The organism is Actinomycetota bacterium (assembly GCA_041658625.1).
Lineage (GTDB): Bacteria > Actinomycetota > JAHEXW01 > JAHEXW01 > JAHEXW01 > JBAZZW01.
Genome location: JBAZZW010000002.1, coordinates 104,187 through 127,495, shown reverse-complemented (window position 1 = coordinate 127,495; position 23,309 = coordinate 104,187). Strand labels below are relative to the sequence as shown.

General features: G+C 53.6%; 24 protein-coding genes and 2 tRNA genes. 3 read left to right on the top strand and 23 right to left on the bottom strand.

What is annotated here, in order from left to right; all coding sequences use genetic code 11:
* Window positions 1-54: 54 nt before the first annotated feature.
* The 6 genes from recG to WC891_05510 form a co-directional block, all read right to left on the bottom strand.
* Entirely contained in the window at window positions 55-2,142 is a 2,088-nt protein-coding gene (gene recG / locus WC891_05535) for an ATP-dependent DNA helicase RecG (protein MFA5867407.1), read from the bottom strand.
* 21 nt (window positions 2,143-2,163) lie between these two features.
* Window positions 2,164-3,597: a type I glutamate--ammonia ligase gene (gene glnA / locus WC891_05530; protein MFA5867406.1), complete on the bottom strand. Its 1,434-nt coding sequence runs from the start codon at window positions 3,595-3,597 to the stop codon at window positions 2,164-2,166.
* Window positions 3,598-3,612: 15 nt separating this feature from the next.
* On the bottom strand, window positions 3,613-3,951 hold the full coding sequence (locus WC891_05525) for a P-II family nitrogen regulator (protein ID MFA5867405.1): 339 nt from the start codon (window positions 3,949-3,951) through the stop codon (window positions 3,613-3,615).
* A gap of 12 nt (window positions 3,952-3,963) precedes the next feature.
* Window positions 3,964-5,196: an ammonium transporter gene (locus WC891_05520; protein ID MFA5867404.1), complete on the bottom strand. Its 1,233-nt coding sequence runs from the start codon at window positions 5,194-5,196 to the stop codon at window positions 3,964-3,966.
* 212 nt (window positions 5,197-5,408) lie between these two features.
* Complete coding sequence (locus tag WC891_05515; protein ID MFA5867403.1) at window positions 5,409-5,753, bottom strand: P-II family nitrogen regulator; 345 nt, start codon at window positions 5,751-5,753, stop codon at window positions 5,409-5,411.
* Entirely contained in the window at window positions 5,750-7,378 is a 1,629-nt protein-coding gene (locus WC891_05510; protein ID MFA5867402.1) for an ammonium transporter, read from the bottom strand. Before WC891_05510 ends, WC891_05515 begins: the two co-directional genes overlap by 4 nt.
* Window positions 7,379-7,556: 178 nt before the next feature.
* Between WC891_05510 and WC891_05505 the strand changes: the two genes are divergently transcribed.
* Entirely contained in the window at window positions 7,557-8,750 is a 1,194-nt protein-coding gene (locus WC891_05505) for a cation:proton antiporter (GenBank protein MFA5867401.1), read from the top strand.
* Here the strand turns inward: WC891_05505 and WC891_05500 are convergent.
* The 5 genes from WC891_05500 to WC891_05480 all read right to left on the bottom strand — a co-directional run bounded on the left by WC891_05500 (window position 8,700) and on the right by WC891_05480 (window position 13,784).
* Window positions 8,700-9,947, bottom strand: a complete 1,248-nt coding sequence (locus WC891_05500; GenBank protein MFA5867400.1) for a PucR family transcriptional regulator ligand-binding domain-containing protein — start codon at window positions 9,945-9,947, stop codon at window positions 8,700-8,702. The genes WC891_05505 and WC891_05500 overlap by 51 nt on opposite strands.
* Before the next feature lie 48 nt (window positions 9,948-9,995).
* A complete protein-coding gene (locus WC891_05495) occupies window positions 9,996-10,856 on the bottom strand; it encodes a DegV family protein (GenBank protein MFA5867399.1) in 861 nt (286 codons plus the stop codon).
* A gap of 108 nt (window positions 10,857-10,964) precedes the next feature.
* Window positions 10,965-11,819, bottom strand: a complete 855-nt coding sequence (locus WC891_05490) for a DegV family protein (GenBank protein MFA5867398.1) — start codon at window positions 11,817-11,819, stop codon at window positions 10,965-10,967.
* 2 nt (window positions 11,820-11,821) lie between these two features.
* On the bottom strand, window positions 11,822-13,468 hold the full coding sequence (locus WC891_05485) for a DAK2 domain-containing protein (GenBank protein ID MFA5867397.1): 1,647 nt from the start codon (window positions 13,466-13,468) through the stop codon (window positions 11,822-11,824).
* Window positions 13,440-13,784 carry an Asp23/Gls24 family envelope stress response protein gene (locus WC891_05480; GenBank protein MFA5867396.1) on the bottom strand — a complete coding sequence of 115 codons (345 nt, stop codon included), beginning with the start codon at window positions 13,782-13,784 and terminating at the stop codon, window positions 13,440-13,442. The genes WC891_05485 and WC891_05480 overlap by 29 nt, the downstream gene beginning before the upstream one ends.
* A gap of 191 nt (window positions 13,785-13,975) precedes the next feature.
* On the opposite strand from WC891_05480, the gene rpmB reads away from it, so the two are divergent.
* Complete coding sequence (gene rpmB, locus WC891_05475) at window positions 13,976-14,158, top strand: 50S ribosomal protein L28 (protein ID MFA5867395.1); 183 nt, start codon at window positions 13,976-13,978, stop codon at window positions 14,156-14,158.
* 163 nt (window positions 14,159-14,321) lie between these two features.
* Here rpmB and WC891_05470 read toward each other — a convergent pair whose 3' ends face one another.
* Both WC891_05470 and WC891_05465 read right to left on the bottom strand, forming a co-directional pair.
* Window positions 14,322-14,501 (bottom strand): hypothetical protein, encoded by a 180-nt coding sequence (locus WC891_05470; GenBank protein MFA5867394.1) that lies wholly within the window; start codon window positions 14,499-14,501, stop codon window positions 14,322-14,324.
* Between the two features lie 49 nt (window positions 14,502-14,550).
* Window positions 14,551-15,192: a DedA family protein gene (locus WC891_05465; GenBank protein ID MFA5867393.1), complete on the bottom strand. Its 642-nt coding sequence runs from the start codon at window positions 15,190-15,192 to the stop codon at window positions 14,551-14,553.
* A 66-nt stretch (window positions 15,193-15,258) separates the two neighbouring features.
* On the opposite strand from WC891_05465, the gene WC891_05460 reads away from it, so the two are divergent.
* Window positions 15,259-16,323, top strand: coding sequence for a DNRLRE domain-containing protein (locus WC891_05460; protein MFA5867392.1), 1,065 nt, complete (start codon window positions 15,259-15,261; stop codon window positions 16,321-16,323).
* Here WC891_05460 and WC891_05455 read toward each other — a convergent pair.
* From WC891_05455 to WC891_05410, 10 genes are all read right to left on the bottom strand, one after another.
* A complete protein-coding gene (locus tag WC891_05455) occupies window positions 16,320-16,658 on the bottom strand; it encodes a nitrous oxide-stimulated promoter family protein (GenBank protein MFA5867391.1) in 339 nt (112 codons plus the stop codon). The genes WC891_05460 and WC891_05455 overlap by 4 nt on opposite strands.
* 20 nt (window positions 16,659-16,678) lie before the next feature.
* Window positions 16,679-16,753 (bottom strand) — tRNA-Val (locus WC891_05450).
* A gap of 228 nt (window positions 16,754-16,981) precedes the next feature.
* A complete protein-coding gene (locus WC891_05445; protein MFA5867390.1) occupies window positions 16,982-18,541 on the bottom strand; it encodes a cytochrome c3 family protein in 1,560 nt (519 codons plus the stop codon).
* Between the two features lie 178 nt (window positions 18,542-18,719).
* Window positions 18,720-18,998 carry a ferredoxin family protein gene (locus WC891_05440; protein ID MFA5867389.1) on the bottom strand — a complete coding sequence of 93 codons (279 nt, stop codon included), beginning with the start codon at window positions 18,996-18,998 and terminating at the stop codon, window positions 18,720-18,722.
* Window positions 18,995-20,287, bottom strand: a complete 1,293-nt coding sequence (locus tag WC891_05435; GenBank protein ID MFA5867388.1) for an FAD-dependent oxidoreductase — start codon at window positions 20,285-20,287, stop codon at window positions 18,995-18,997. Before WC891_05435 ends, WC891_05440 begins: the two co-directional genes overlap by 4 nt.
* On the bottom strand, window positions 20,288-21,292 hold the full coding sequence (locus WC891_05430) for an electron transfer flavoprotein subunit alpha/FixB family protein (GenBank protein MFA5867387.1): 1,005 nt from the start codon (window positions 21,290-21,292) through the stop codon (window positions 20,288-20,290).
* On the bottom strand, window positions 21,289-22,104 hold the full coding sequence (locus WC891_05425; protein ID MFA5867386.1) for an electron transfer flavoprotein subunit beta/FixA family protein: 816 nt from the start codon (window positions 22,102-22,104) through the stop codon (window positions 21,289-21,291). The genes WC891_05430 and WC891_05425 overlap by 4 nt, the downstream gene beginning before the upstream one ends.
* A 79-nt stretch (window positions 22,105-22,183) precedes the next feature.
* A complete protein-coding gene (locus WC891_05420) occupies window positions 22,184-22,675 on the bottom strand; it encodes a hypothetical protein (GenBank protein MFA5867385.1) in 492 nt (163 codons plus the stop codon).
* A gap of 166 nt (window positions 22,676-22,841) precedes the next feature.
* Window positions 22,842-22,918: transfer RNA gene (locus WC891_05415), tRNA-Ile, on the bottom strand.
* A 76-nt stretch (window positions 22,919-22,994) separates the two neighbouring features.
* Entirely contained in the window at window positions 22,995-23,285 is a 291-nt protein-coding gene (locus WC891_05410; GenBank protein MFA5867384.1) for a GIY-YIG nuclease family protein, read from the bottom strand.
* Window positions 23,286-23,309 lie beyond the last annotated feature (24 nt).

Sequence of the window (23,309 nt, the reverse complement as noted above, 5' to 3'; positions counted from 1 at the left end):
CTGACCTGTGCCACTATCGTGCCCTGGAGCACGATAGTGTTGGGTTGTTGGTTCTCATCCGCTCATCAGCCAGCCGAATCTGTCGCCGTAACGGCTTTTGACCTCGGCCAGCACCGCCGGATGCCGGTTGAGTTCCGGATCGGTCTTAACAAGAGCGAAAGCGTCGTCGCGGGCTTCTATGAGAAGCGGCAGATCCCTGATGACCGAGGCGATCCTTAAGTCGGGCAAGCCTGATTGCCTCGGACCGAACAGCTGGCCCTCGCCTCTGATACGCAAATCGGCTTCGGCCAGCTCAAAACCGTCCGTTGTCCCGGCTATAGCTTTCATTCTCTCCTTCGCCTCGTCTGTCGTAGGGTCGGCGAATAGAATGCAAAAGCTTTTATGTTCGCCGCGGCCGATCCGGCCGCGAAGCTGGTGAAGTTGGGATAAGCCGAACCTTTCCGCGTTCTCAATAAGCATGACTGTCGCGTTGGGAATATCAATGCCGACCTCGATTACCGTTGTCGCGATAAGGATATCCAGGTCGCCGGCGCGGAGTTCGCTCATGATCCGCTCCTTGTCCGCTTGCTTCATCTGGCCGTGCAAAACAGCCACCTTAAGATCGGGAAAGACCTCTGATCTCAAACGGTCGGCTTCCACTGTGGCCGCTTTGAGCTCCAGCTTGTCCGACTCGTCAACCAGCGCGCAAACGACATAGGCTTGCCGTCCCATCGCACTCTGCTGCCTGATGAGCTCATACGCTTCGGCGCGATGTTTTTGGTCGGCGACGATGGTCTCTATCTCCCTACGTCCGGCCGGCAATTCACGAATAATGGAGACATCTAGGTCTCCGTAAAGCGTCAAGGCCAACGTCCGCGGGATAGGCGTCGCCGTCATTACCAGGACGTCAGGCGCGTCGCCTTTTTTTCTTAACTCAAGGCGCTGCCGTACGCCGAAACGATGCTGTTCGTCCACGACCGCCAAACCAAGCTTCTTAAACTCTACGCCTTCCTGAATAACCGCGTGGGTGCCGGCGACGATATCGATCTCGCCTTTCTTTACCTTCTCGAGAATGTCAGCTCGTTTAGCCGTTGTTGTCGACCCGGTTAAAAGCGCCAGGTTGACGCCGTCAGGCAGCAGTTCGGCGATCTTTAACGCGTGCTGCTCGGCCAAGACCTCGGTCGGCGCCATTATCGCTCCTTGATAACCGCCGTTTACCGCCATGACCAAAGCGGCCACGGCCACGGCCGTCTTGCCGCTCCCGACCTCACCCTGCAGCAAGCGGTGCATCGGCGCCGGCTTTTCCATGTCCTCTTTGATTTCCTCAATAACTCTTATTTGATCGGCCGTTAGTTTGAACGGCAATCCATCGAAGAAAGTGTCGACCAACTCGCCATGAGTGTCGTGTTTATAGCCCTTCAGGTTCTTTTCCAGGCGCGCTTTCCTAAACCCTAAACCCAGTTCAAGATAGAAGAACTCGTCGTAAATCAAGCGCTTTCTGGAAGCCCTGACCGAATCCGCGTCGTCCGGCAGATGAACCTGGCGCATCGCCGCGTGCAACGGCATCAAGCCGCGGGTCTTAATGAACGCGCCGGGCAGCGGGTCCGGAAGCGGCGGCAGACTTTCAAGAAGGTTGACGACAACGCGCCTGATTGTATTGGTCTGGATTTCCCCGCTCGCTGGATAAAGGGGGGTTATCCTCCCTGTATTCCAGCGCGGCGCACTAGTCTTTTCTTCTTTATCACTTTCTTCACTTCCGAAAATGTCATACGCCGGATTAGTTATTTGCAGCCTGCCGTAGCTGAACACCACCTTGCCGCTAAGCGAAACCTCTGTGCCCACGGGCATCTTGTCGGCATGCCACCAGTTATTGAACCAGACGGCCGAGAGGTACCCGTCGCCGTCGGTAATATCAACGGTCAAAATCTTCTTGCGCCGGTGGGGCAGGAATTTCTTATCGACCTTGACGACTGTTCCGATTACGGTGACCTCTTCACCGATTTTGACTTTGTTTATCGGGGAAACGGCGCTCCGGTCGAGATAGCGGCGGGGATAGTAACGGAGCAGGTCCAGAGCTGTTTCCACGCCAAGCGAATGAAACTTCTCGGCCAGCTTCGGACCTACTCCGGTTACGTACCTGACTGAATCGGTTAGTGATACCACGCCCCGATTATATCAAACAGCTTAGATATCGAAGTAGAGGTAGAACTCATACGGGTGCGGCCGTAAGGCCAGCTCGTCGATTTCGTTAGCCTGTTTATACTCCGTCCAGACGTCGATAACGTCGGGCGTGAAAACGCCACCTTTAAGCAGAAACTCACTGTCTTCCTTAAGCGCGGCCAGCGCTTCGGCCAGCGAACCGGGGACCTGCGGGATGCCTATCTTCTCAGCCTCGGTCATCTCGAAGATATCGTGCTCCAGCGCTTTACCCGGATCTATCTTGTTCTGGATGCCGTCCAAACCCGCCATCAACATGGCCGCGAAGGCCATATAGCCGTTACAGGACGGATCCGGCGGACGGAATTCCACCCTCTTGGATTTCGGATTCTCGCTGTACATCGGGATGCGGATAGCGGCGCTCCGGTTGCGCTTGGAATAGACCAAGTTAACCGGCGCCTCATAACCGGGAACGAGCCTCTTGTAGCTGTTGGTCGTCGGAGCGCAGAACGCCATCAGAGCGCGTCCATGCTTAATCAAGCCCCCGATGTACCATTTGGCAGTGTCGCTGATGCCGGCATATCCCTTAGCGTCGTAAAAGAGGTTTGTGCTGCCCTTCCACAAACTCTGGTGGCAATGCATGCCGGAACCGTTGTCCATGAAGACCGGCTTGGGCATAAACGTCGCCACTTTGCCGGCCTTGCGGGCCATATTCTTGACGATGTATTTGTATAACATCATCCTGTCGCCCATCAGCGTCAAAGTGTTGTATTTCATGTCGATTTCGGCTTGTCCCGCTGTAGCGACTTCGTGATGATGGACTTCCACATCGATACCGGCCTCAATCATCGTCAGAACCATGGCGCTGCGCATATCTTGGAAACTATCGTGCGGCGGTACCGGGAAATACCCTTCCTTATAGCGAGGTTTATAGCCCAGGTTTGGCTTCTCGTCGCGGCCGGTATTCCAATCGCCTTCAACCGAATCGACAAAATAGTATCCCGCGTTCTCAGTTTGGTCGAAGCGGATGTCATCAAACACAAAGAACTCGAGCTCCGGCCCCCAATAGCTTAGGTCGGCGATACCAGTCGACTTTAGGTACGCCTCCGCTTTCTTGGCGATGTAGCGCGGGTCTCGCGTGTACGGTTCTTTGGTCGTAGGATCGTAGATGTCGCAGATGAGGCTAATCGTCGGGATCTCGCAGACTGGATCGACGATCGCCGTTGAGGCATCGGGGATCAGAATCATATCGCTTTCCTGGATCTTCTGAAACCCGCGGATACTCGATCCGTCAAACCCGACTCCTTCGGTCCAGATGCTGCTTGTCTCATCTCCGATGTCGGACACCTCGGTAACCGGCAACGAAAAGTGTTGCCAGAGGCCCGGCAGATCGTTGAATTTCAGATCCACCATCTTTATGTTTCGTTCCTTGATTATTTTGCCGATGTCTTGCGCCTTCACGTACTTACCTCCTTGTTAAATGGCCGTTTTGCCTGACTCTTTCGTCCTTATTCTGACTACATCCTTGACCTCTGAAATGAATATCTTTCCGTCGCCGACCTCGCCTGTCTGGGCCGCCTCGACGATCGTGTCGATGATTTCCTGGCAGTCGGCTTCTTCGCAGACTATTTCCACCTTGATTTTCGGAAGGAACTCGACGTTATAGGTGCCGACCCGCCATTCCAGCTGGATACCCTTCTGCTGGCCACGGCCTTCAACGTCCTGTATGGTCATACTGCTATGACCCTTCGCGTCAAGCGCTTCCTTCACGCCCTCAAGCTTTTCCGGCTTGATTATGGCCTCTATCTTAAGCATTATTCCCCCCTCCTATCTCAGCGAGTATGCCGTCTCAGCGTGCTGCGACATATCCAGACCGACGTCTTCTTCTTTCTCCGCCACGCGCAGGCCTATCGTCAGGTCTATCACCTTGGCGATCACCCATGTCGCGGCGAACGCATACACGATTGTTACGGCTACCGCGGCCGCTTGGATAAGCAGTAGTTTCGGATTGCCGTAAATCAACCCGTCGGCGCCGGCCGCGTTAACAGCTTTGCTGGCAAACACGCCCGTCAACAGGGCGCCGACCATTCCGCCTACGCCATGGCAACCGAGGACGTCCAGGGACTCGTCGACGCGCAGTTTCATGCGAAGCTTGATGGCATAATAACTGCAGGTTGCGGCAATCGCGCCAATCGCGAGGGCGGCCAACGGCGTAACGAACCCGGAACCCGGAGTGATGGCGACCAAACCTACTACCGCCCCGGTGGCGAAGCCCAGGGCGCTCGGTTTGCGTTCCCGCCAGGCCAGCAACAGCCAAGCGATGCCGGCCGCCGCCGCCGCTATGTTCGTGACAACGAAAGCGCTGGCCGCCAAACCATTCGCCGCCAGGGCGCTGCCGCCGTTAAAGCCGAACCAGCCGAACCAGAGGAGCGCCGCGCCCAAAACGACGAAAGGAATATTGTGCGGCTCCATATTATCCTTGCCATAACCCTTACGTTTGCCTAGTATCAGAACCAAAGCCAACGCCGAAATACCGGCGTTTACGTGGACCACCGTGCCGCCCGCGAAATCCAACGCGCCTAAAGTTCTTAGCCAACCGCCGACGCCCCACACCCAGTGGGCGATCGGGTCATAGACGAGGGTCGCCCAGGCCAGAGAGAAAATCAGAAACGCACTAAACTTCATGCGCTCGACCACGCTGCCCACTATCAGCGCAACCGTTATGGCGGCAAACATCATCTGAAAGATCATAAAGGCCAGATGAGGAATTGTCGCCGCGTAATCGGCGTTCGGGTTCTGGCCGACCATGGTCAGCCCCATCCATTTCAAGCCGCCGATAAAACCCCCCACCGACGGGCCAAACGATAAAGTGTATCCGATCAGAACCCATTGAATAGAAATCAGGGCCAGAAGAACGAAGCTCATTGTTAAGGTCGATAAAGCGTTCTTCTTCCGGACCATGCCGGCATAGAAAAAGCCGACCGCTGGCGTCATCAACATGACTAACGCCGTCGAAATCAGAATCCAGGCGGTATCGCCCGAATTTATTGCTGTGTTCATGTTCGCCTCCTTTTATTTTAGGAACGTCAAATGACATGTGGCGCGCTTTCCACGTTTTTATCGTAGAAAAAGGAGGCGAGATTGTCTTTGTGCGGAAAGCCATATTTTTGGGCATTTATTTGGCCCGATGGCCAAAACCTTTATCTTAATATGACTACTTTTTCGGGCCGGCGTCCCAAGCGCGAGGGACGCCGGCCCTTTCTGCTACCTGATTATTTTTCCGGCTTTGTTAATTCGCGTTCTCCGGTCCTAATCTTGATAACGTCCTCAACAGGGTATATGAATATCTTGCCGTCACCGATCTCACCCGTTCTGGCATTGGCCATAATCGTCTCGATTACCACATCAACCTTGGCGTCGTCGACAACCGCCTCGAGCTTTATCTTGGGACGCAGATGGATGGTCATCTTGGTGCCCCGGTAAGTTTCCTCGTAGCCTCGTTGCGTGCCGGATCCTTTAACCTCGGTCACGGTCATCCCGTTTACGCCCAGCTTATCCAACGCGTCGCGAACATCCTCCATCTTTATGTGTCTGAAGATCGCTTCAACTTTTTTCATGTCAGCTCTCCCCCTTTCAAGCCATTAACTTTCTCTGCCGAATAACCCGTACCCGGCACAATCGAGAATTCAGGATAAGCCAGCGCGCCGATTTCAGTCATATCCAAGCCTTCAAGCTCCTCTTCCGGTTTCACTCGGAGCCGCATGAACCTGTTCAGCACCTTGAAGAAGATGAACGAGGCGCCGAACGCCCAAGCGACCACGACCACCATGCTTATCAGCTGGGCAATGAGCTGCCCCGGATCGCCGAAGAACAAGCCTGTTACGCCTTTGGCCGCGGTTGCGCCAACACCGTTCCAGCCTATCCCATATGTACCGTCTGCGAACAAGCCAAGCGCGAGTAGACCCCAAAGCCCGTTAACGCCGTGCACCGAAACCGCGCCAACCGGATCGTCAACCTTCAGTTTCCTTTCCACGAATAGAACGCTGACTACCACCAGAATACCGCCGACTGCGCCAATTATGATGGCAGCCCAGCCCTCAACGAAAGCCGAAGGCGCGGTAATGGCAACCAGCCCGGCTAAAATACCGTTGGCAGTCATCGAGCCGTCAGGCTTACCGAATTTCAACCACATAAATAACATCGCCGCGAATCCGCCGGCTACACCGGATAACATAGTATTGACGGCCACCACGGCAATTCTGAGATCGGTACCCGCCAGGGTGCTCCCGGGATTGAAACCGAACCAACCGAAAATCAGGACGATCGTGCCGATAAAAGCCATCGGCAGATGGTGGCCCGGAATCGCGTTAGGCGTCCCATCCTTATTGTATTTACCGATCCTTGGGCCGAGAGCGAGCGCGCCGGCCAGCGCGCAGAAACCGCCAACCGCGTGGACGACGCCGGAACCGGCAAAATCAACCGCACCGTGCCCCAGACTTAGATTTCTTCCCAAAGCGGCCAGCCAACCGCCGCCCCAGACCCAGTTACCGTACAACGGATAAAGTATCATGGAAATGAAAAACCCGTAGATAATGAATGGTTTAAAGCGGAACCTCTCCGCCATAGCGCCTGTCGGAATCGTGGCCGCCGTGTCCATGAACACTACCTGGAAAAGGAAATAGGCATAAGCGACGACCGAATATGTTCCGCCTGTCACCAGGAAGAATCCTTTGTAGCCGAATATGCCCCAACCTTTTATTATCTCAAACAGTCCATTCAATTCAGCGCCGCCGCCCAGCGAAGGGACGCCGCCCACACCGCCGAACATCAAGGCAAAGCCGACCATAAAGAACCCTAAGCAACCGACAACGAAAATCACCAGGTTCATCATCATCGTATGCAGGGCGTTCTTTGCCCTGGTAAAGCCCGTTTCCACCATCGCGAAGCCAGCCTGCATGAAGAACACCAGAAAGCCCGCCACCAGCGTCCAAACGAAGTTAATCGCGATGGAGTTACGACCGATGGCTTCTTTAAGCGCTTGCCCGGAATAAACGAGATCGTATACCGCCTTACCGTCCGTACCGGCACCTGTCTGGTCGGCCGCCAGGGCGATGCCTGTCATCATAATGAACATGATTACGGTCAGGACCGCGGTATATATTACTCGTACGTTCAATTTCTTACCTAACATAATCTTCCTCCTTTCTTTGTTGTCGTTATCAATTCCCGGACCGTCAATCATTACAGCACCCCCCTTTTTTTTCAGGTCCGCCCATGAATCTTGTACATATTCACAAGATAGACGCTCGGCGTGTAAGTTTCATCAGCCTTTTTGATAAACATGGGTCTCGTTATTTTATCCATTTGTATAATGCTCCTGAACGCCGTTGGGCAATAATATTTAATGTGAGGTGAGCGAGATGGGTACGGGAACGGTCTTTTTTAGTCTTTTTATAATCGTTATCGCGGCGGCCGCGGCTGGCGAACTGATGGCCCGGCTTAGACAACCCGCGATTATCGGTGAACTAGCGGTCGGCATCCTTCTCGGCCCATCTTTGCTTGGCCTTATAAAACCGTCGGAAACACTGACCTCAATAGCCGCAATCGGGGCGGTCGTACTGATGATGTTGGTGGGTTTAGAGACACGCATTGACGATCTTAAACGTATCGGGGGAGCGGCTTCATCCGTCGCGATTCTAGGGGTTGTCCTGCCGCTGTCGTTCGGTTTCTTGTACTTTTACTATCTGGGATTCGGCTTGAACGAATCCGCGTTCGTCGGCGCCGCCTTGGTGGCAACCAGCGTCGGAATCACGGCGCGTGTCCTGTCGGACATGGGAGTAATAAATGAGATCGCCGGTCGGATTATCCTGGCGGCGGCGGTTATCGATGATATTTTAGGCTTGATGGTCCTGGCGATCGTCAGGGGTTTTTCCTCCGGTCACGGTAATCCAATCAGTCTGGCCTTGCTTGGCGCCGGCATGCTGGCTTTTTTGGCAATCTTCATGATTTTCGGCACCCGAGCCGCCCGCAAGCATTCCGCTTGGGTTGAAAAACTTGCCGCCGGGGAAGCGCCGTTCATTGTCGCTCTGGCCGTAATGCTCGGGTTCGCCGCTGGCGCCGATCGTTTCGGTTTAGCCGCTATCATAGGCTCGTTTCTGGCAGGCGTTTTTCTAGGCGAGACGATACACAGTGACGAGCTGGTAAAACGGATGCGCCCGATCAGCCACATGTTGACGCCCGTGTTTTTTGTTCTTATGGGCACTTATGTCGACGCGAGCTTCCTTGGTAAGCCGCATATCTTATCGACCATCGGCATCCTATTTATGCTGGCTATCCTTGGCAAAATCATCGCGGGGGCTTTAGGCACGATCCGTCACGGCAAACGCGTCATGTTGCAGACAGGTTTGGGAATGGTTCCCCGGGGCGAGGTAGGATTGATTATCGGATTGATGGGGCTATCTATGCATGTGATTAGTCCGAGCGTGTACACGATGATCGTGGCGGTCTCGGTTTTGACCACGCTCGTGACCCCGTTCTTCTTAAAAGCCGCGTTCCGGCCGCGCTTAAGTGACGCTGTCGGGATTCAAGCCACCGAGCAACCGCATAGCCTTTAGGCCCAAGCTCAGCCTTTCTAAGTCTTCAGACTTGTCAACGTTCAGGCCTGATATCCCGGCTATCCGCTCCAGTCTGTACCTAACAGTATGTCGATGAGCATACAGCTCTTCGGCTGTAGCGTTCAGGTTACGGTCGTTTCGCAGGAAACATTCCAGCGTCGCGACCAGATCGCTCTTATGTTGTCTGTCGTAGGCAACCAGGGGAGCGACGGATTCGGAGTACAGCAGCTGCAGCTCTGCCGGTTCTTGTTCGTAAGCGCGTAAGAGCAACTTGTATGTTCCAACATCGTCAAACATGGTGATGCTATCAACGCGGCCCAGCGTCCGACCGATACTTAAGGCCGTCCTCGCTTCTTCTAAGGTATCAATCATCTGTTCCGGGCTGGGGTAAAAACGACCCAAGCCGACCGAAATAGTCACATCTTTGAACCGTGCGGAGAAGCTGTTTTTTATCTCTTCCGCCAACCGTACAGAATCCTGTCTAATGTCGACTTCGGCCCGACCTTCGGGGGGCGTTAAAAAGATTATTACGTTATCGCTTTTCAAGCTGATCAGACTGTTGCGGCTATATGAGCGGACCACCCAGGTGGCGGCGTTCAGAATCTCTCTTTTAAGCTTCTGAACGGCTTGCTCGTCGAGATTGTTCTTGCTTATGGCGGCGCTAAGGGAATCTACATCCGTATACATCGCCAGGCTTCCGGCCGACAGATCGGCACCTAAAAAACTAGCCCGCCTCACCAGCTCGTCCGCCTTGAACTGTCCGGCCAGCAAGTCGTCGATCAGGTCGCCTTTCATGCGGATTTCCACTTCGGTCTTGATCATGCTGTCGTATATGTCGCGAACAAGGTCCGTCCAGCGGACATCCTGAGGAACCTCAATCAAAGGAAAATCGGCTTCTTTGGCGGTCTTGACGATATCCTGGTTCAGATTTTTAACGAAACGGCCCGGTTTAATGAGAAGAGCCGCCGCGGGGCTGTCAACAATCTTGCGGACAAATTCAAGTTGGGCTTGGGGGTCTTCGCTTACGGCGTAGAGGGTGGTTAAGACTGCCTCCCCGCCTTTTAGCCAGTCCGCTATGTCCGGCACTTCGCCCACGGTAACCGACGATACCGGCCGGTAGAGGCCTTTCTTACCAGCGATAACCTTAGCGCCTTTAAGAAAATCGCTCTTTAGAATCTCGGCGACGGTTATTTCCATGTGATACTCCTATTATACAAATGTACAAGAGGAGTATAGCACGTCAGCCTATAGAATGCCGATCATATACGCGCCCGGTCCGACATACGTTCCGATGACCGACCCGACCTGACCGCGTTCGACTGAATCGTACTTTACGCCGGCCGCGTCAACAGCCGCTTGCGCCAAATCCAGGACTTCCGGATTATCCGTGTAGGCTAGAATAAGTTTGCTCTTATAATCGGCCGGCCGCTTGTCACTTTCCCCCTTGACCAGGTTGGCAATCTCAGTCATGGCTTTCTTGGCGCCGGAGGCCTTGCCTTTCGCATTAACCGCGCCGTCCTCTAATGTAAGAAGCGGTTTAACGGATAAGAGGGTGCCTAGCAAAGCCGATGCCTTGCCGATCCGGCCGCCCAGTTCAAGATACTTAAGAGTCTTTACGGTAAAATACATTCGCCCCCATTCCTTGCAGCGATTCGCCACGGCGACCAGCTCGTCCGCGTCCGCGCCTGCGTCTCTCGCTGCCACCAGCTCTTTGACAAATGATCCCATTAACAGGGCCGTGTTTTCGCTGTCTATCAGGGTGACCGGGACTGTTTTGAAAATCCCGGTCGCGCCCTTGGCCGATTGCAGCGTGCCCGAAAGTTTTGCCGATATATGAATGCTGACAATATGGTCGACGCCCTTGGTCGCCAAATCATTATAGGTCTCGACAAAATCACCGGCAGGCGGTTGGCTTGTTTTCGGCAGAATCCCCGCGGCCACTGACGCTTCCATGGTCGGATAGAACCTGTCCGGCGGCATATCTGTCCAGTCCTTGTAGACTTCGTCGCCGAAATGTACAGTCAACGGAACCATAACTACGTCGTTCTTTGTGTAGTACTCGAGTGGTAGATCAGCCGTGCTGTCCGTAACTATCCCGATTCTCATATATGACTCCTCTTGTTCTTGCTATCTTTTAGGTTAAGTGACAAAAGTGATTTAAGTGATGATAGTGATTCTTGTTCACTTCCATCACCAGCATCACGTTACTCACCTCTAAATGATGCCTATGGCGAGCGTTCCGGGGCCGAGATGCGACCCAACCACCGCTCCGATCCAACCGGTTAGTTTCTCCGAATAAGGCAACCCGGCTACGTCGACCAAATGCTCCATATAAGCCAGCGTATCAAGACAGTCGGCGTGAGCCATAACCAAAGCCGGAGGCTCCCCGACCGGTAGTTTTTCTATCTCTTCTTGCGCGAACGCGACCATATCCCTGATCGCCGATTTGGTACCCTTCCCCTTCGCTTTCGGCGTCGGTATACCGCCGTCGGTCAGCGTAAGAATCGGCTTGATGCTAAGCAATTGGCCTAAGAACGCCTGAGCTTTGCCGATCCGGCCGCCTTTTTCCAGATACTTCATGGTGTCGACGCTAAAAAAGAGCTTGGCGCGTCGCTTACTGTCATCGATCATATTCAAGATTTCATCCAAGCTCTTCCCGGCCCTTCTGGCAGCGTCGATCCTTTTTACGACCACCCATAATAGTAGCGATATGACCTCGCTGTCGATAACCGTAACCGGTATTTCATCCTTGACCATCACGGCGGCCGCTTCCGCGCTGTGAACTGTTCCGGAAAGTTTCGAGGTTAAGTGGATAGAGATGATATGATCGTAGTCTTTGGCGAGAGCGTGATACGCGTCCACGAAATCTTGAACGGACGGCTGCGAAGTCTGCGGCAGAATATTGGACGACCGCATCCTCTTATAGAATTCAGCGGGCTCAACATCGATCCAATCGCGTTTTACCTCGTCTCCGAATCTGACGACCAACGGTACCATCGTCACGTCGATTTGCTTATACTCTTCGGGCGTCCTATCCGTCGTACTGTCAGTCACGATTCCGATTCGCATCGCTACTCTACCCCCATGATCAGCGGATATAGCGGTTGACCGCCTTCGTAAACATGAACTTCGACGTCCGGATAGTCCTTTTCTATTTTTGCGGCGACGGCCGCGGCCGCCTCTTCGTCAAAGTTCTCTCCTCTAATGAGAGATACTATTTCGCTATCCTTATCGATCAGCGCTTTCAGGAGCTTAAGGGCCGTTTCTCCGATTGTTCTGCCGCCCGCGACAAGGTCGCCGCTAGCGATGCCGATGATGTCGCCCTTCTTTATCTTTTGCTTATTGGCGTTGGAGTCGCGGCTGGCCCAAGTTATTTCAGCGGTCTTGACCGCCGCCGCCGCGCCCGTCATAGCGGCCGCCACGGTTTCGGGGTCCCGGTTCTCGTCATATTGCAGTAGGCCGGCAAAAGCCTCTGTAACCGCTTTGGTGGGAATAACAAATACGCGCTTATCCGTCAGTTTCTCCGCTTGCCGTGCGGTAAGGATTATGTTCTTATTATTCGGAAGAATGATCACGCTGTCCGCCCGAAGTTGCTCAACCGCCCGGACAAGATCCTCGGTTGAAGGATTCATCGTCTGACCGCCGTCGACGACTGCCTCCACGCCTAAGCTGCGGAGAATCTTCTTTATCCCCTCTCCCGACGCAACCGCTACGACGCCCAACGGTTTTTGTTTGACGGGACTCTCGTCCTCCCTGCCGGCGGCTTTGGCCTCACTTTGTTCCCGCATATTGTCGATTTTAAGACCGGTTAACTCGCCTCTGACGGCAGCCGCGGTCAAGACGCGTCCCGGTTGATTGGTGTGAATATGAGTTTTAGTGATACCGTTCTCGCCGACAACTAGTAAACTGCCGCCCAGTCCGTCGAGCTCGGCGCGAAATTCATTCAGGTTGAAATCCTCGCTCTTCACGACAAACTCCGTGCAATATGTATATTCCAGATCGATTTCTTCTTCCTCGAACGCTGCGGCGGCAGGTGTCTTCACATAGTCCACCGGGGGTTCAAGCCAAACCCTATCTCCTGTCAGCGTCGCTAAAGTACTCTCCGCCATAATGACCAGGCCTTTCCCGCCGGCGTCAACAACGCCTGCTTCCTTTAGCGTAGGTAGCAGATCGGGCGTCCGTTCAAGCGACGCTTTCCCCTCGGCCAGCACCGACTCCAACACCTCGCGTATGCTCTCAGTCTTCCTGGCCATCCGGCGGGCTTCCCTGGCCATGTCCTTGACAACGGTTAGCATCGTGCCTTCGACCGGCTTCATAACAGCCTCGTAGGCAGTATCGCTGCCTCTGGTTAAGGCTTTCGCCAGGATCTTGGCGCTAACTTCCGGCTGATCGGCTATGACATCGCAGGCGCCGCGCAGGATCTGTGACAAGATGACTCCCGAATTGCCTCTGGCCCCTTTTAGCGATCCATCCTTAATCGATTTGGCATAGCCGGCGACGGTCTTGTCAGGAGCCGCGTTTACCTCAGCCATGACTGTCTGTAAGGTCAGATACATGTTGGTTCCGGTGTCGCCGTCAGGAACGGGGAAAACGTTAAGGGCGTTTATCTCATCCCGGTGTTCGTCTAACGCACTCAGCCAGCCGGCGGTAATGCCGTATACGCCTGACGCCCCGATATGGCTTTTGTCGTCAGATTTTGATGTTTGAGATATGGACATTTACTTCCTTGATATTTAGACCGGTGTGTTTAGCGACGGTATAGGTTACCTGTTCGGCGAGGTTGCGAGAAATTTCCCGCATGTTGGTGCCATTCTCGACCACAATATATAAATCGATTTGCACGTCTTCGTCGTTTAAGGTGACTCTTATCCCGCGGCCCTGCCCGTCGAGTCTGAATAATCTGCGTAAGCGCGCGCCCCACGAAGGGTGGTCCATGCCAACGACTCCATAGCTTTGTGTCGCGGTATGACCGGCCAGTTCCGCGATGGCTTCTTCGCTAATCAGAATGCGGCCGTGTGGTTTTGCCTCTGACATTTTGCAGCTCCTCCCGGATAATGTGTCGGTGTCCAAGATTTTATCATAAGCTTGACCGGCTTGGGCGGCTGCCCGTATAATGAAGCACTGTGCTGTAATTAGTAGTTAGTCTTTAGTAGTTAGCTGTTGATAAGCGAGAGATTTTTCTAACAACCAACCTCTAATCACCAACTACCATTCAGGAGGAACACGTGTCACAAATATGCGAGCTCTGCGGGAAGAAACCCGTTTTCGGTAATAACGTAAGCCATAGCCATAAAAAAAGCCGCCGCCGCTGGACACCAAATATCCAGCAAGCGACGTTGATAGTAGACGGCAAGCCGAAAAAAATGAGCCTCTGCGCCAAGTGCATTAAGAAACAAGCTTCCGTTTAAGTTACCGCAGGTTGCTTTTGTCGGAAGGATTCGTATCCGCGCCGCCGGGGACCTCGTAATCAGCTTTTCTGATCCGCTATCTTGGAATCAATCTTTGATTTGACCTGGGCGAGGGTGGCGTCAACCTGAGCATCAAGAATTAGAAATTCCACGCAGGATTCCATCAAGTTATGAAAAGCGTCGAGACGCGCGCTTTTTGCCTGGCCGCCTGTTTCTCACGCTGCATCTGCGCCGAGGAGTAACTTCTATACCAGAGGCCGGCTCCGGCGATTAAGACGATTACTAGAATGACAGTGAATATGTCAAGATACGGATGTTCAATATGCTTGTCACCGATTTCCAACTGTCACATCCTTTTCTAGCGTATGTCCATCAATAGCCTAAGCAAGAACTTACGTCCCGTCATCGCTAAACAACCTTAACCCAAGATACACGCTGCCCACCAGGCAAGCAATCGCGAAAGCTACAATTAAGCCGGCCCCGATCGGGGAGTTCAGTTGAGCTAAGAGTTTCAAGTAAAGAGCACGGAAGACGCCCGTTAACGCGACGCTGAGGCCGATGGCGAAAGAGCAGTAGAGGGCTCCGCCGATGGCCGTATATATTACGAATTTCTTGATATCCAATTTCATGGCTCCCGCGGGTACGGAGATCCACGTCCTGGCGGGACCGAATAACTGGGCGAACAAGATGCCGATATCACCGTACTTGCGGATAAATCTCCGCGCTTTGGTCTGTTGCTCCTTAACCTTCGGTCCGCCCTTATTCATAATCTTTCGTCCGAGGTCAGCGCTATAAAAACCTAGATAGTAGCTAACAATCGATCCCAAAGTCAGACCCAGCGTCGCAAAGAGTACCGCCTCTAGGTAAGTTGTTTTTCCGGAAAGGATAAGCGGACCCGCGGTCAGCTCAAGGACAACTGAAGCGGTTGGAATCCCCAAGCTCTCGGCAAACATGCCGATTGCCAGACCCAAGACCCCATATTTAAGCACCAGGTCGCCAAAGAAAGCGGTGATGCCGCGCAGGATGTCATTCATCGGCTTGATTATACAGCAAAGCATGCACCCACGCTTTGAAGGCGTCAGCGTGTTATCATGTCTGTGATGAATTGCCTTCAACTCACGAGACGCATAACGCTTACCCTAACGTTCTCCCTGTTCCTTATCCTTTTGATAGCCGGTCCGGCTCAGGGCGATATGGTTATGCTAAGTCCGGTGGTCGACACTTACGTCGATAGCGACAATCCCACTTCGGCATATGGCCAAGACGTCTTTTTGATAAGTCGGTTTGACGCTAGATCGGACCGCCTGAGCCAGCCTTTCCTTAAATTCGACTTATCGTTGATTCCCTCGGGCTCGACCATTAATGAAGCGACGCTGAAACTTTATCTGAAGGATATGACCGGCAGAAACTCTGTAGAGATCGAAGCTTTTAGGGCTACCAGCGACTGGGACGAGGCGGCGCTTACGTGGAATAACCGGCCGACCGGTCCGGGACTTGAGAAGACCGCGACCATTAGCGACAACAGGGGCAACAAGAACGTTGATATGACGGCCTTCGTGTCCGGTTGGCTAGCGAACACCTTCCCTAATTATGGGGTCTTTCTCGACTATAAGGGTAAGGCTACCTATAGCGCGGTCTTCAACAGCCGCGAAGCTCCTAAGAACCAGCCTTACCTGGTCGTTTACTACAATCCGCCGGCCAGCGGATCCGGGACTCCCTCCGTAGGATTGTCAATAGCCGAAGGGAAAGCACCCGCCATCATGGAAGTCAACGTGTCCGATATTAAAAATAGTTCCGTGACAATCACCTGGATGACGGATATGAAAGCCGACAGCAAGGTTAAGTTCGGCCGTACCGCCGCCTACGATTACGAAACACGAACCAACAAGGACGTAACCGCGCATTCGATCACTTTACGGGGGCTGTCTCCGGGAACCGTTTACCATTACCGTGTGTTCAGCAAGAGTCCGGCCGATCTGGAGGCAAGTTCAGCTGATCTGGAATTTAAGACAAGCGGCCAGCCGGCCGCCAGCACGATCCTGCCGTCAACCCCGTTCGGCTGGTTGAAACTGATAGGAATCATCGCCGGCGCGATTTCATTGTTCCTTCTGGTGATTGTAAGCGCGGCGGAACTTCAGCACTGGCGCTATTCGCGCTCCTCTTAACCTTTCGCTTTCTTCAACGGCTGTTTGCGACGGCTGTCGCTTACGTGGCGCAAAGCCATAACCGGGTGCCTATAGACCATTTTGGGACCCGAATAACGCATTACAGTCCTGATTGATTCACGCATGTCCGGCTTATGGCAATGAACACGACAGTTGCCGCAGGTCGTCTTGCCTTCCTGGAAGGGACATTTCTCTAAACGGCGCAAGGCGTAGTCGTTAAGCTCACGGCATTCGCCGCACAAATCGACCGTCGCTCCGTGGTGATCACGGCAGTATATTTCTATCATTGCCGTAACGGTCTTCGCTTCTCGATCTATTCTCGGGTGTTTTGTCATGGGAATCTCGGAATGTTTTATGGTGGGCGCTAGAGGATTTGAACCTCCGGCCTCTTCCGTGTGAAGGAAGCGCTCTCCCACTGAGCTAAGCGCCCGCATATATGATTCTTATTATATCTTTCGTATCGAGGCTACCGCCTCGAGATTTGAACTCCGCCAGAGGCGGATCGGCCTGGCCAGGCGTTGGCCGGCTACGGCCTCTTCCGTGTGAAAGAAGCGCTCTCCCACTGAGCTAAGCGAGCCTATCGACTTTAATACCTAATAGTAAACGGAAGCACCGGACGGGACAAGCCCGCCCGGTGCATTTTTCCGTACAAATCAGATTACTTGACGGCTGCCTCAAACACCGGCAAGTTGGTGCGGCAAAGATCAATCATTCTGGCCGCGTATTCCGGGTTGTGGAAACCGTTGGAGCTGTCTTGGGCGACAATATCATACCCAAGAACCAACAAGTCATAAGGCTTTTTGATATTATCCTTGACCTTTTTCTTGCCGTTATTCGACAGCTCCTTGTACTTTGCCTTCGCCGCATCTACGCGCGGTTTCAGCTCGTCCAGCGCGGCCTTGGTCGGCGCTTGAAGCTCGGCGATCTTAGCCGCCGCGACATCCGTTGTCCAGGCGTTGTGGCATTTCACGCAGCCTTCCGGTTTAGGCATAAAATCGTGACCGGTTTTGGCCGGCTGCTCCTCGCTGACATATGGCTGTTGAATCATATGACAGTTCGGACAGGCGATCGCGTTAAGCACATGCTTCGACACCGGAGGCCCGAAGACGCCGCTCCCGGGGATAACCTTCCCCAGATACATCTCCTTTGTCGGGTGATGAACCGCGTCGCCGACTTTAAGGTTCTCGGCCTGGTGGCAGCTCTGGCACAACTCCTCTTTTGGTAGACGTGTCCGCGTGGAGTGGCCGTCGTGACAGGCCGGGCACGTCAACGTTTCTTTCGCCGTTTTTAGCGTCGGCTTCTTGTCTTCCGGCGCCAGGATGTAGTCGGCTGAATGGCACAGCAAGCATTCGTTTTTCACAACGCCCGGCGTCTTTTTGTCCATGTCAACCAACGTCTTCAGCGCGGCGGCGTGTTTCGTGCTCTTCCATTCCGCATCGCTGAAAGTGTTGTGATGGCTTCCGCTGTGACACTCGCCGCACATCTTGGCTGCCAGTGACGCCTTGGGCACATTGTTAGCCTTTGGCTGCTGGATGTGCTTCTCGCCTTTGCCGTGGCAGTTCTCGCACTGCACGCTGCCCAGTTTCGGTGTCTTCTCCAGGCTGACGAAACCTTTCTTCTTGTATCCAACCGTGTGACACCCCAAACACCTGTCGTTGGCGATATTCTTCGGCTGAAGGGTCTGCATAGCCTCGGCGTGCCGCGACTCCTCTTCCCAGCGCATGAACGTTCTTTCGTGGCACTTCTTACACACGTCGACGCCTGCCCAACCGTCGGCAACCGTTTTCGGCAGCGACTTTTTGTCCAGTACAACATGAGCCATCTGCAAGTGGCAGTCCTGGCACGTGGTTCCCGGTTTCATGTAGTAGTTGTAGTGCTTGGCCGCCGTCTCTTGTTCCGACGCCGTTTTGTAGGCGAAGTGGCACATCAGACACCTTTCCGTGGGGACGTCCGCTTTCTTTGTCCGCTCGCCCGCTATAAGGTAAGCCGCCCCCCGGATGTGAGTTCCCACCCGCGCCAAAAAACCGCTGTCGGAATGGCAGTCCATGCAGATCACGTTCTTCTTCCCCATCGGCGTCGTCCGCCACGAATCGACGATAGTCTTTTCGTCGTGACAGATACCGCAGGTCACCGGCTGCTCAAGCGCTACAAACGATACAACCATCAGCAGCAGAACTACTCCGGCCACAGCCAGAGTTATTATTAAGGCTCTACTCATAAAATCACCCCCTTTACCTATTACCTAGTTTGAGCCCGGTAAAACAAAAGACCCGAAACCATTAAACTGGTATTCAGGTCTAAACTTTTTTTCGTCACCCACCCCCAAGACTTCGTTTGACTTGGCACTGGTGCGAAATAGCTATGTAATAATTTGTTGTTCTTATTATACCAAACGTTTAACCGAACTTAAACATCACGCCGAAGCCGCCGCGCGGATATTCCCACTCGATGTTGTTGAACTCGTCGCACGCCACCCGGCAGGTGCCGCATTCCAGACAATCGATATAGGCTACTTCGACATGATCGTCTTCCCAGACATAGACATTCGCCGGGCAGATGGAAAGGCATTGTTTCGTCTCGCAATCCTTGCACTTGGCCGGGTCTTTTATCTTAAGGTGCGCGTGTTCCTCGTCGACTATGTAGCGGTCCAGAAATAGTTTATCTTCGAGTTTCATCTAATCGCCCTCCAAGCGCGCCACATGTCTTTGCCAATGGCGGTGTATGACTTCTTTTTCTTCATTTCCCTGAGGAGAGCGCGAGCCGTCTCGCCTCTAGGTCGGCCGCTGGCTTTCAGCAAACCTCCCAGAAATTCGTTGGCCAGCTGCGGATACAGATTCATCATGTCAGGATTGTCGTGAAGGAAGCCCGTGAAATCCTTGAACTGCCTCATGTCCTTCATAACGTAGCTGTTCTCCAAGGCGCTTTGATATCTATACAATCCGTTGTAACTGAAATCGCCCTTTTCCTTAGCCGAGACAACCGCTTCTCCGGCCAACCGGCCGGTCGTCATGGCCAGGTTAACGCCTTCGCCGGTCAACAGGTTGGAGACCATAGCGGCGTCTCCGGCAATCAAAAGGCCGTCGTGGACCAGCTGGGGAACCGATTTCAGACCTTGCTCTGGCACCATGTGGGCGGTGTACTCGATCGTATGTCCGCCTTCAATGAGAGGAGCAATCATCGGATGCGCTTTTATCTCTTCCATCAAATCGTATTGTTTGTAGCCGTGCTTGGCCATATCTTGAACCATGGCGACCATACCGATCGAAATCGATTCCTTATTTGTATAAAGGAAGACTCCGCCCATCATTCCGCTGGTTAAACCAAGGATCCGCATGGCGATGCCTTCGTTATTCGTTAAATTGAACCGGTTCTCGATAACTTCTTTCGGTAATTTGATAAGCTCCTTGACGCCGACGCCGACCTCGTGAGATTTCCATTCTTTATGTATGCCGGCATCCCTGGTTAAGAGTGAGTTCACACCTTCGGCGACAATAACGCAGTCGGCCAAGACGTCTCCGTCTTCGCGGCCGGTGCGAACGCCGACGCATTTACCATTCTCCATTATCAGGCCCTCGACCAGCGTCTCGCAGACCAATAGAGCGCCCGCGGCAACAGCTTGGTCGGCAAACCACTTGTCGAACTTGGCCCTCATAATAGTCGCGGCGTTATATGGCGGTTGGCTAAAAGCCTTCTCACGATGGGCGATGGTGGTTGCGGAATCATCCGATACCAGATAGTATCTTTCCTCGATAACCACCCTTTCGATGGGAGCCGAATCCCAGAAGTCCGGGATCACTTCAGCCAGGTCGTGACAGAACAAAACGCCGCCGAACATGTTCTTGGTTCCGGGCTGCTCGCCGCGCTCGAAGATAATGACTCTCAAGCCCGCTTTGGCAGCGATGTATGCGGCCATTGTTCCAGCCGGCCCGGCGCCGACAACGATTAAATCAAATCTCTCTTTCATCTACTTCGCCCCCTTGCGCCGTTTCTTAATCTCTGCGGTCAAGGCCGGCAACACTTCGTACAGGTCGGCCACAACCGCATAGTCCGCCGTCTTGAAGATCGGCGCCTCAGGGTCCTTGTTGATAGCAATGATCATATCCGAGCCTTCCATAGCGACCAGGTGATGCACCGCTCCGGAGATTCCGGCCGCGATGTAGACTTTGGGCCGAACGGTGTGGCCGGACATGCCGACTTGATGGGCGTAAGGCATCCAGCCTGCGTCAATTGGCGGACGGCTGGAACCGACAGTTCCACCCAGGGCTTCGGCCACGTCTCTGACAGTCTCAAAGCCTTCCGGACTACCCAAGCCGCGGCCGCCCGACACTATATATTCAGCGTCTTCGATATTAACTGACATGCCTTCGTCTGGAATAAACTCCAAACGGCGCGTCTTGACGTCCTCTTCCTTCAAGCCTAAGCTCTCCTCAACGACCTCGCCCGTGCGCTTTGTATCGCGTTCAGGCACCGGCAGCAGCCGCGGGCGGACGCTCGACATCTGCGGCCTAGCCGTCGCGCAGAAAATGGTCGCCATGATGTTCCCGCCGAAAGCCGGCCTGGTCTGATGAAGCAGTTTCGTCTCCGGGTCGATTTCCAGGACCGTGCAGTCCGCCGTCAAACCCGCGGACAATTGGGTCGCCACCGCCCCCGACAGGTCGCGGCCAAGCGTAGTCGCGGCCATAAGAAAGACATCGGGTTTGTGTTTCTTGGCCAGCTCCGAGATTCCATGGGCATACGGCTCCGTCCTGTAGTAAGCCAAAACCGGATCATCGATAACGTAGACCTTGTCCGCACCGTAATAGAATGCCTCTGTTGCCAGGTTCTTAACGTTGTGGCCGACCAGGACGCCGCATAGTTCGCCGCCCAGGTCGTCGGCCAGCTCCCGGCCTTTGCCGATAAGTTCCCAGCTAACGCCGGCGATTTGGTTATCATTCTGTTCGATTAATGTCCAAACGGCGGGTTTGCTCATGGCAACAACCCCGCTTCCTCAATCTTGTCGACCAGGAACTTAGCAATCGCAGCCGGTTCTTTGATTTCATCGGTTACCATCACGGTGTCTACCTCTTTCGGCTGCGGCGGGAAAATCTTCTTGACCTGAGTCGGGCTGCCTTTCAGGCCGCATTGGGACACGTCTAGATCGAACAATTCCGTCGTCCAAACGGGGACTTCGTATCTGATCGAATCAACCAACCTTGGCAGCGCGGCGTAACGAACCTCGTTCGCTTCTTTCATAACGGTTAACAGCGCCGGCAGGTCGGCTTCGACAACCTCAACGCCTTTCTCCAGGCGGCGCTCGACGACAATCTTTTTCTTCTTGTCGTCAACTTCTCTGACACCCACGACGTAGGTCATAACGGCATAACCCATCCGGCAGGCAATGCCGGGGCCGACTTGGGCGGTGTCGCCGTCAATCGCCATCTTGCCCGTGAAAACGATGTCGACGTGCTCTTTCTTGTCAATCGCTCTGATCGCTTGCGAAAGGATATAAGACGTCGCCAGCGTGTCTGAGCCCGCGAAAGCCCTATCCGAAAGGAGAACGCCTTCGTCGGCTCCCAGAGAAACGGCCCGTTTTATCACGTCAGCCGCTTGGTCAGGACCCATACTAATAATGGTGATTTTCGCTCCGTACTTGTCCTTGATCTGAAGCGCCATTTCCAACGCATGCATATCATACGGATTGGCAATCGACGGGATGCCGGCCCTGATAAGCGTCCCTTTTATTGGATCGACCTTGACTTCTTGCGTGTCAGGTACTTGTTTTACACAAACAACAATATGCAAAATGCCTCCTTTCTTGATAAAGAAAACATTGTAGCAAAGATTACATAGTTAGACAATAACTCTTGGTGATTTCCTGGAATTAATTGCTTCCGTTGTTGTTGCCGGTAATCTCAAAATACAATGAGGTCTTACCATTCGTGTAAGTTACTCTAATTACGACGCGCCTTTTACCATCTTTCTTGTAGAACTCCATAAAATCCTTGTTCGACGCCAACCTGCGCCAATCGTTCTTGGCCATCTCCGTTTCGTAGAAGTTCCTGGCCGTCGATTGCGCGCCAAGAGGCAACATGTATTTGAAAGTCACGCGGCCTCCGTTAGCCTCGCTCTCGGCCAAAACCGCGCCGTTATATAACGGGATATCCTGAGGCAGACTCTTTCCGGAGAGTTTCTGGCCTGAGCTCCAGGGAACTTTCTCTGGAAAATAATTGGCGAGCTGATAAAGGCCGTAAACGGACCCGATCGAAAAGACAACGATAAACACTACTGCAATGAGGAAGTTCATAAAACTTTTGTGGGCCTGGCCGTGACCGTTATCCGGCTCCATATCCATAGGATGCTTTTCTTCCGCCAAATCTCCTCCGAAATATTCGTTAAGCCCGACTTCGCTATGCCTGGTGTCGCTTACGCTCCGCCATTGAGCTACGACGGGCAGCCTACGCTTCTTTTACTTTAGTGGCCTGCCGGCCGTAGCGCCCTTAAGGACGGAGGCCTTCAGGCCGGAGTCCAACCGCGTAGGCTGGTGGGCCCAGCAGGACTCGAACCTGCGACACGCGGATTATGAGTCCGCTGCTCTAACCAACTGAGCTATGGGCCCGTATTCAGTTTTTGGCCTGCTGCTCTAACCTCCGCTTGAGGCGGACCAGCCTATAGAAACGCTGGCTGGAACTGGGCTATGGACCCAAATATTCTTGCCAAATTCTCAGACTCTCTCTTGGGAACTTATCAATCAGTTCCCCTCTTAGTCTTCGACCCTGGCCTGTCTTAAAGTATGTTTCTCTTTTCCTAGCGTCTTTTCGATTCTGATACGTCTCAAAGAATACAATGTCGAAGGGTCCGTGACCTCGGAGCGACTTCGTCGTTTCTAAGCGATGCTCCTTGAGTCTTCTCGCTAGATCCGCGGTCTCCCCTACATAGTGCTTTCCATTCTTTCTACTTTTAAGTACGTATACATAATGGCTTATGGTTGCTCTAACCTCCGCCAGAGG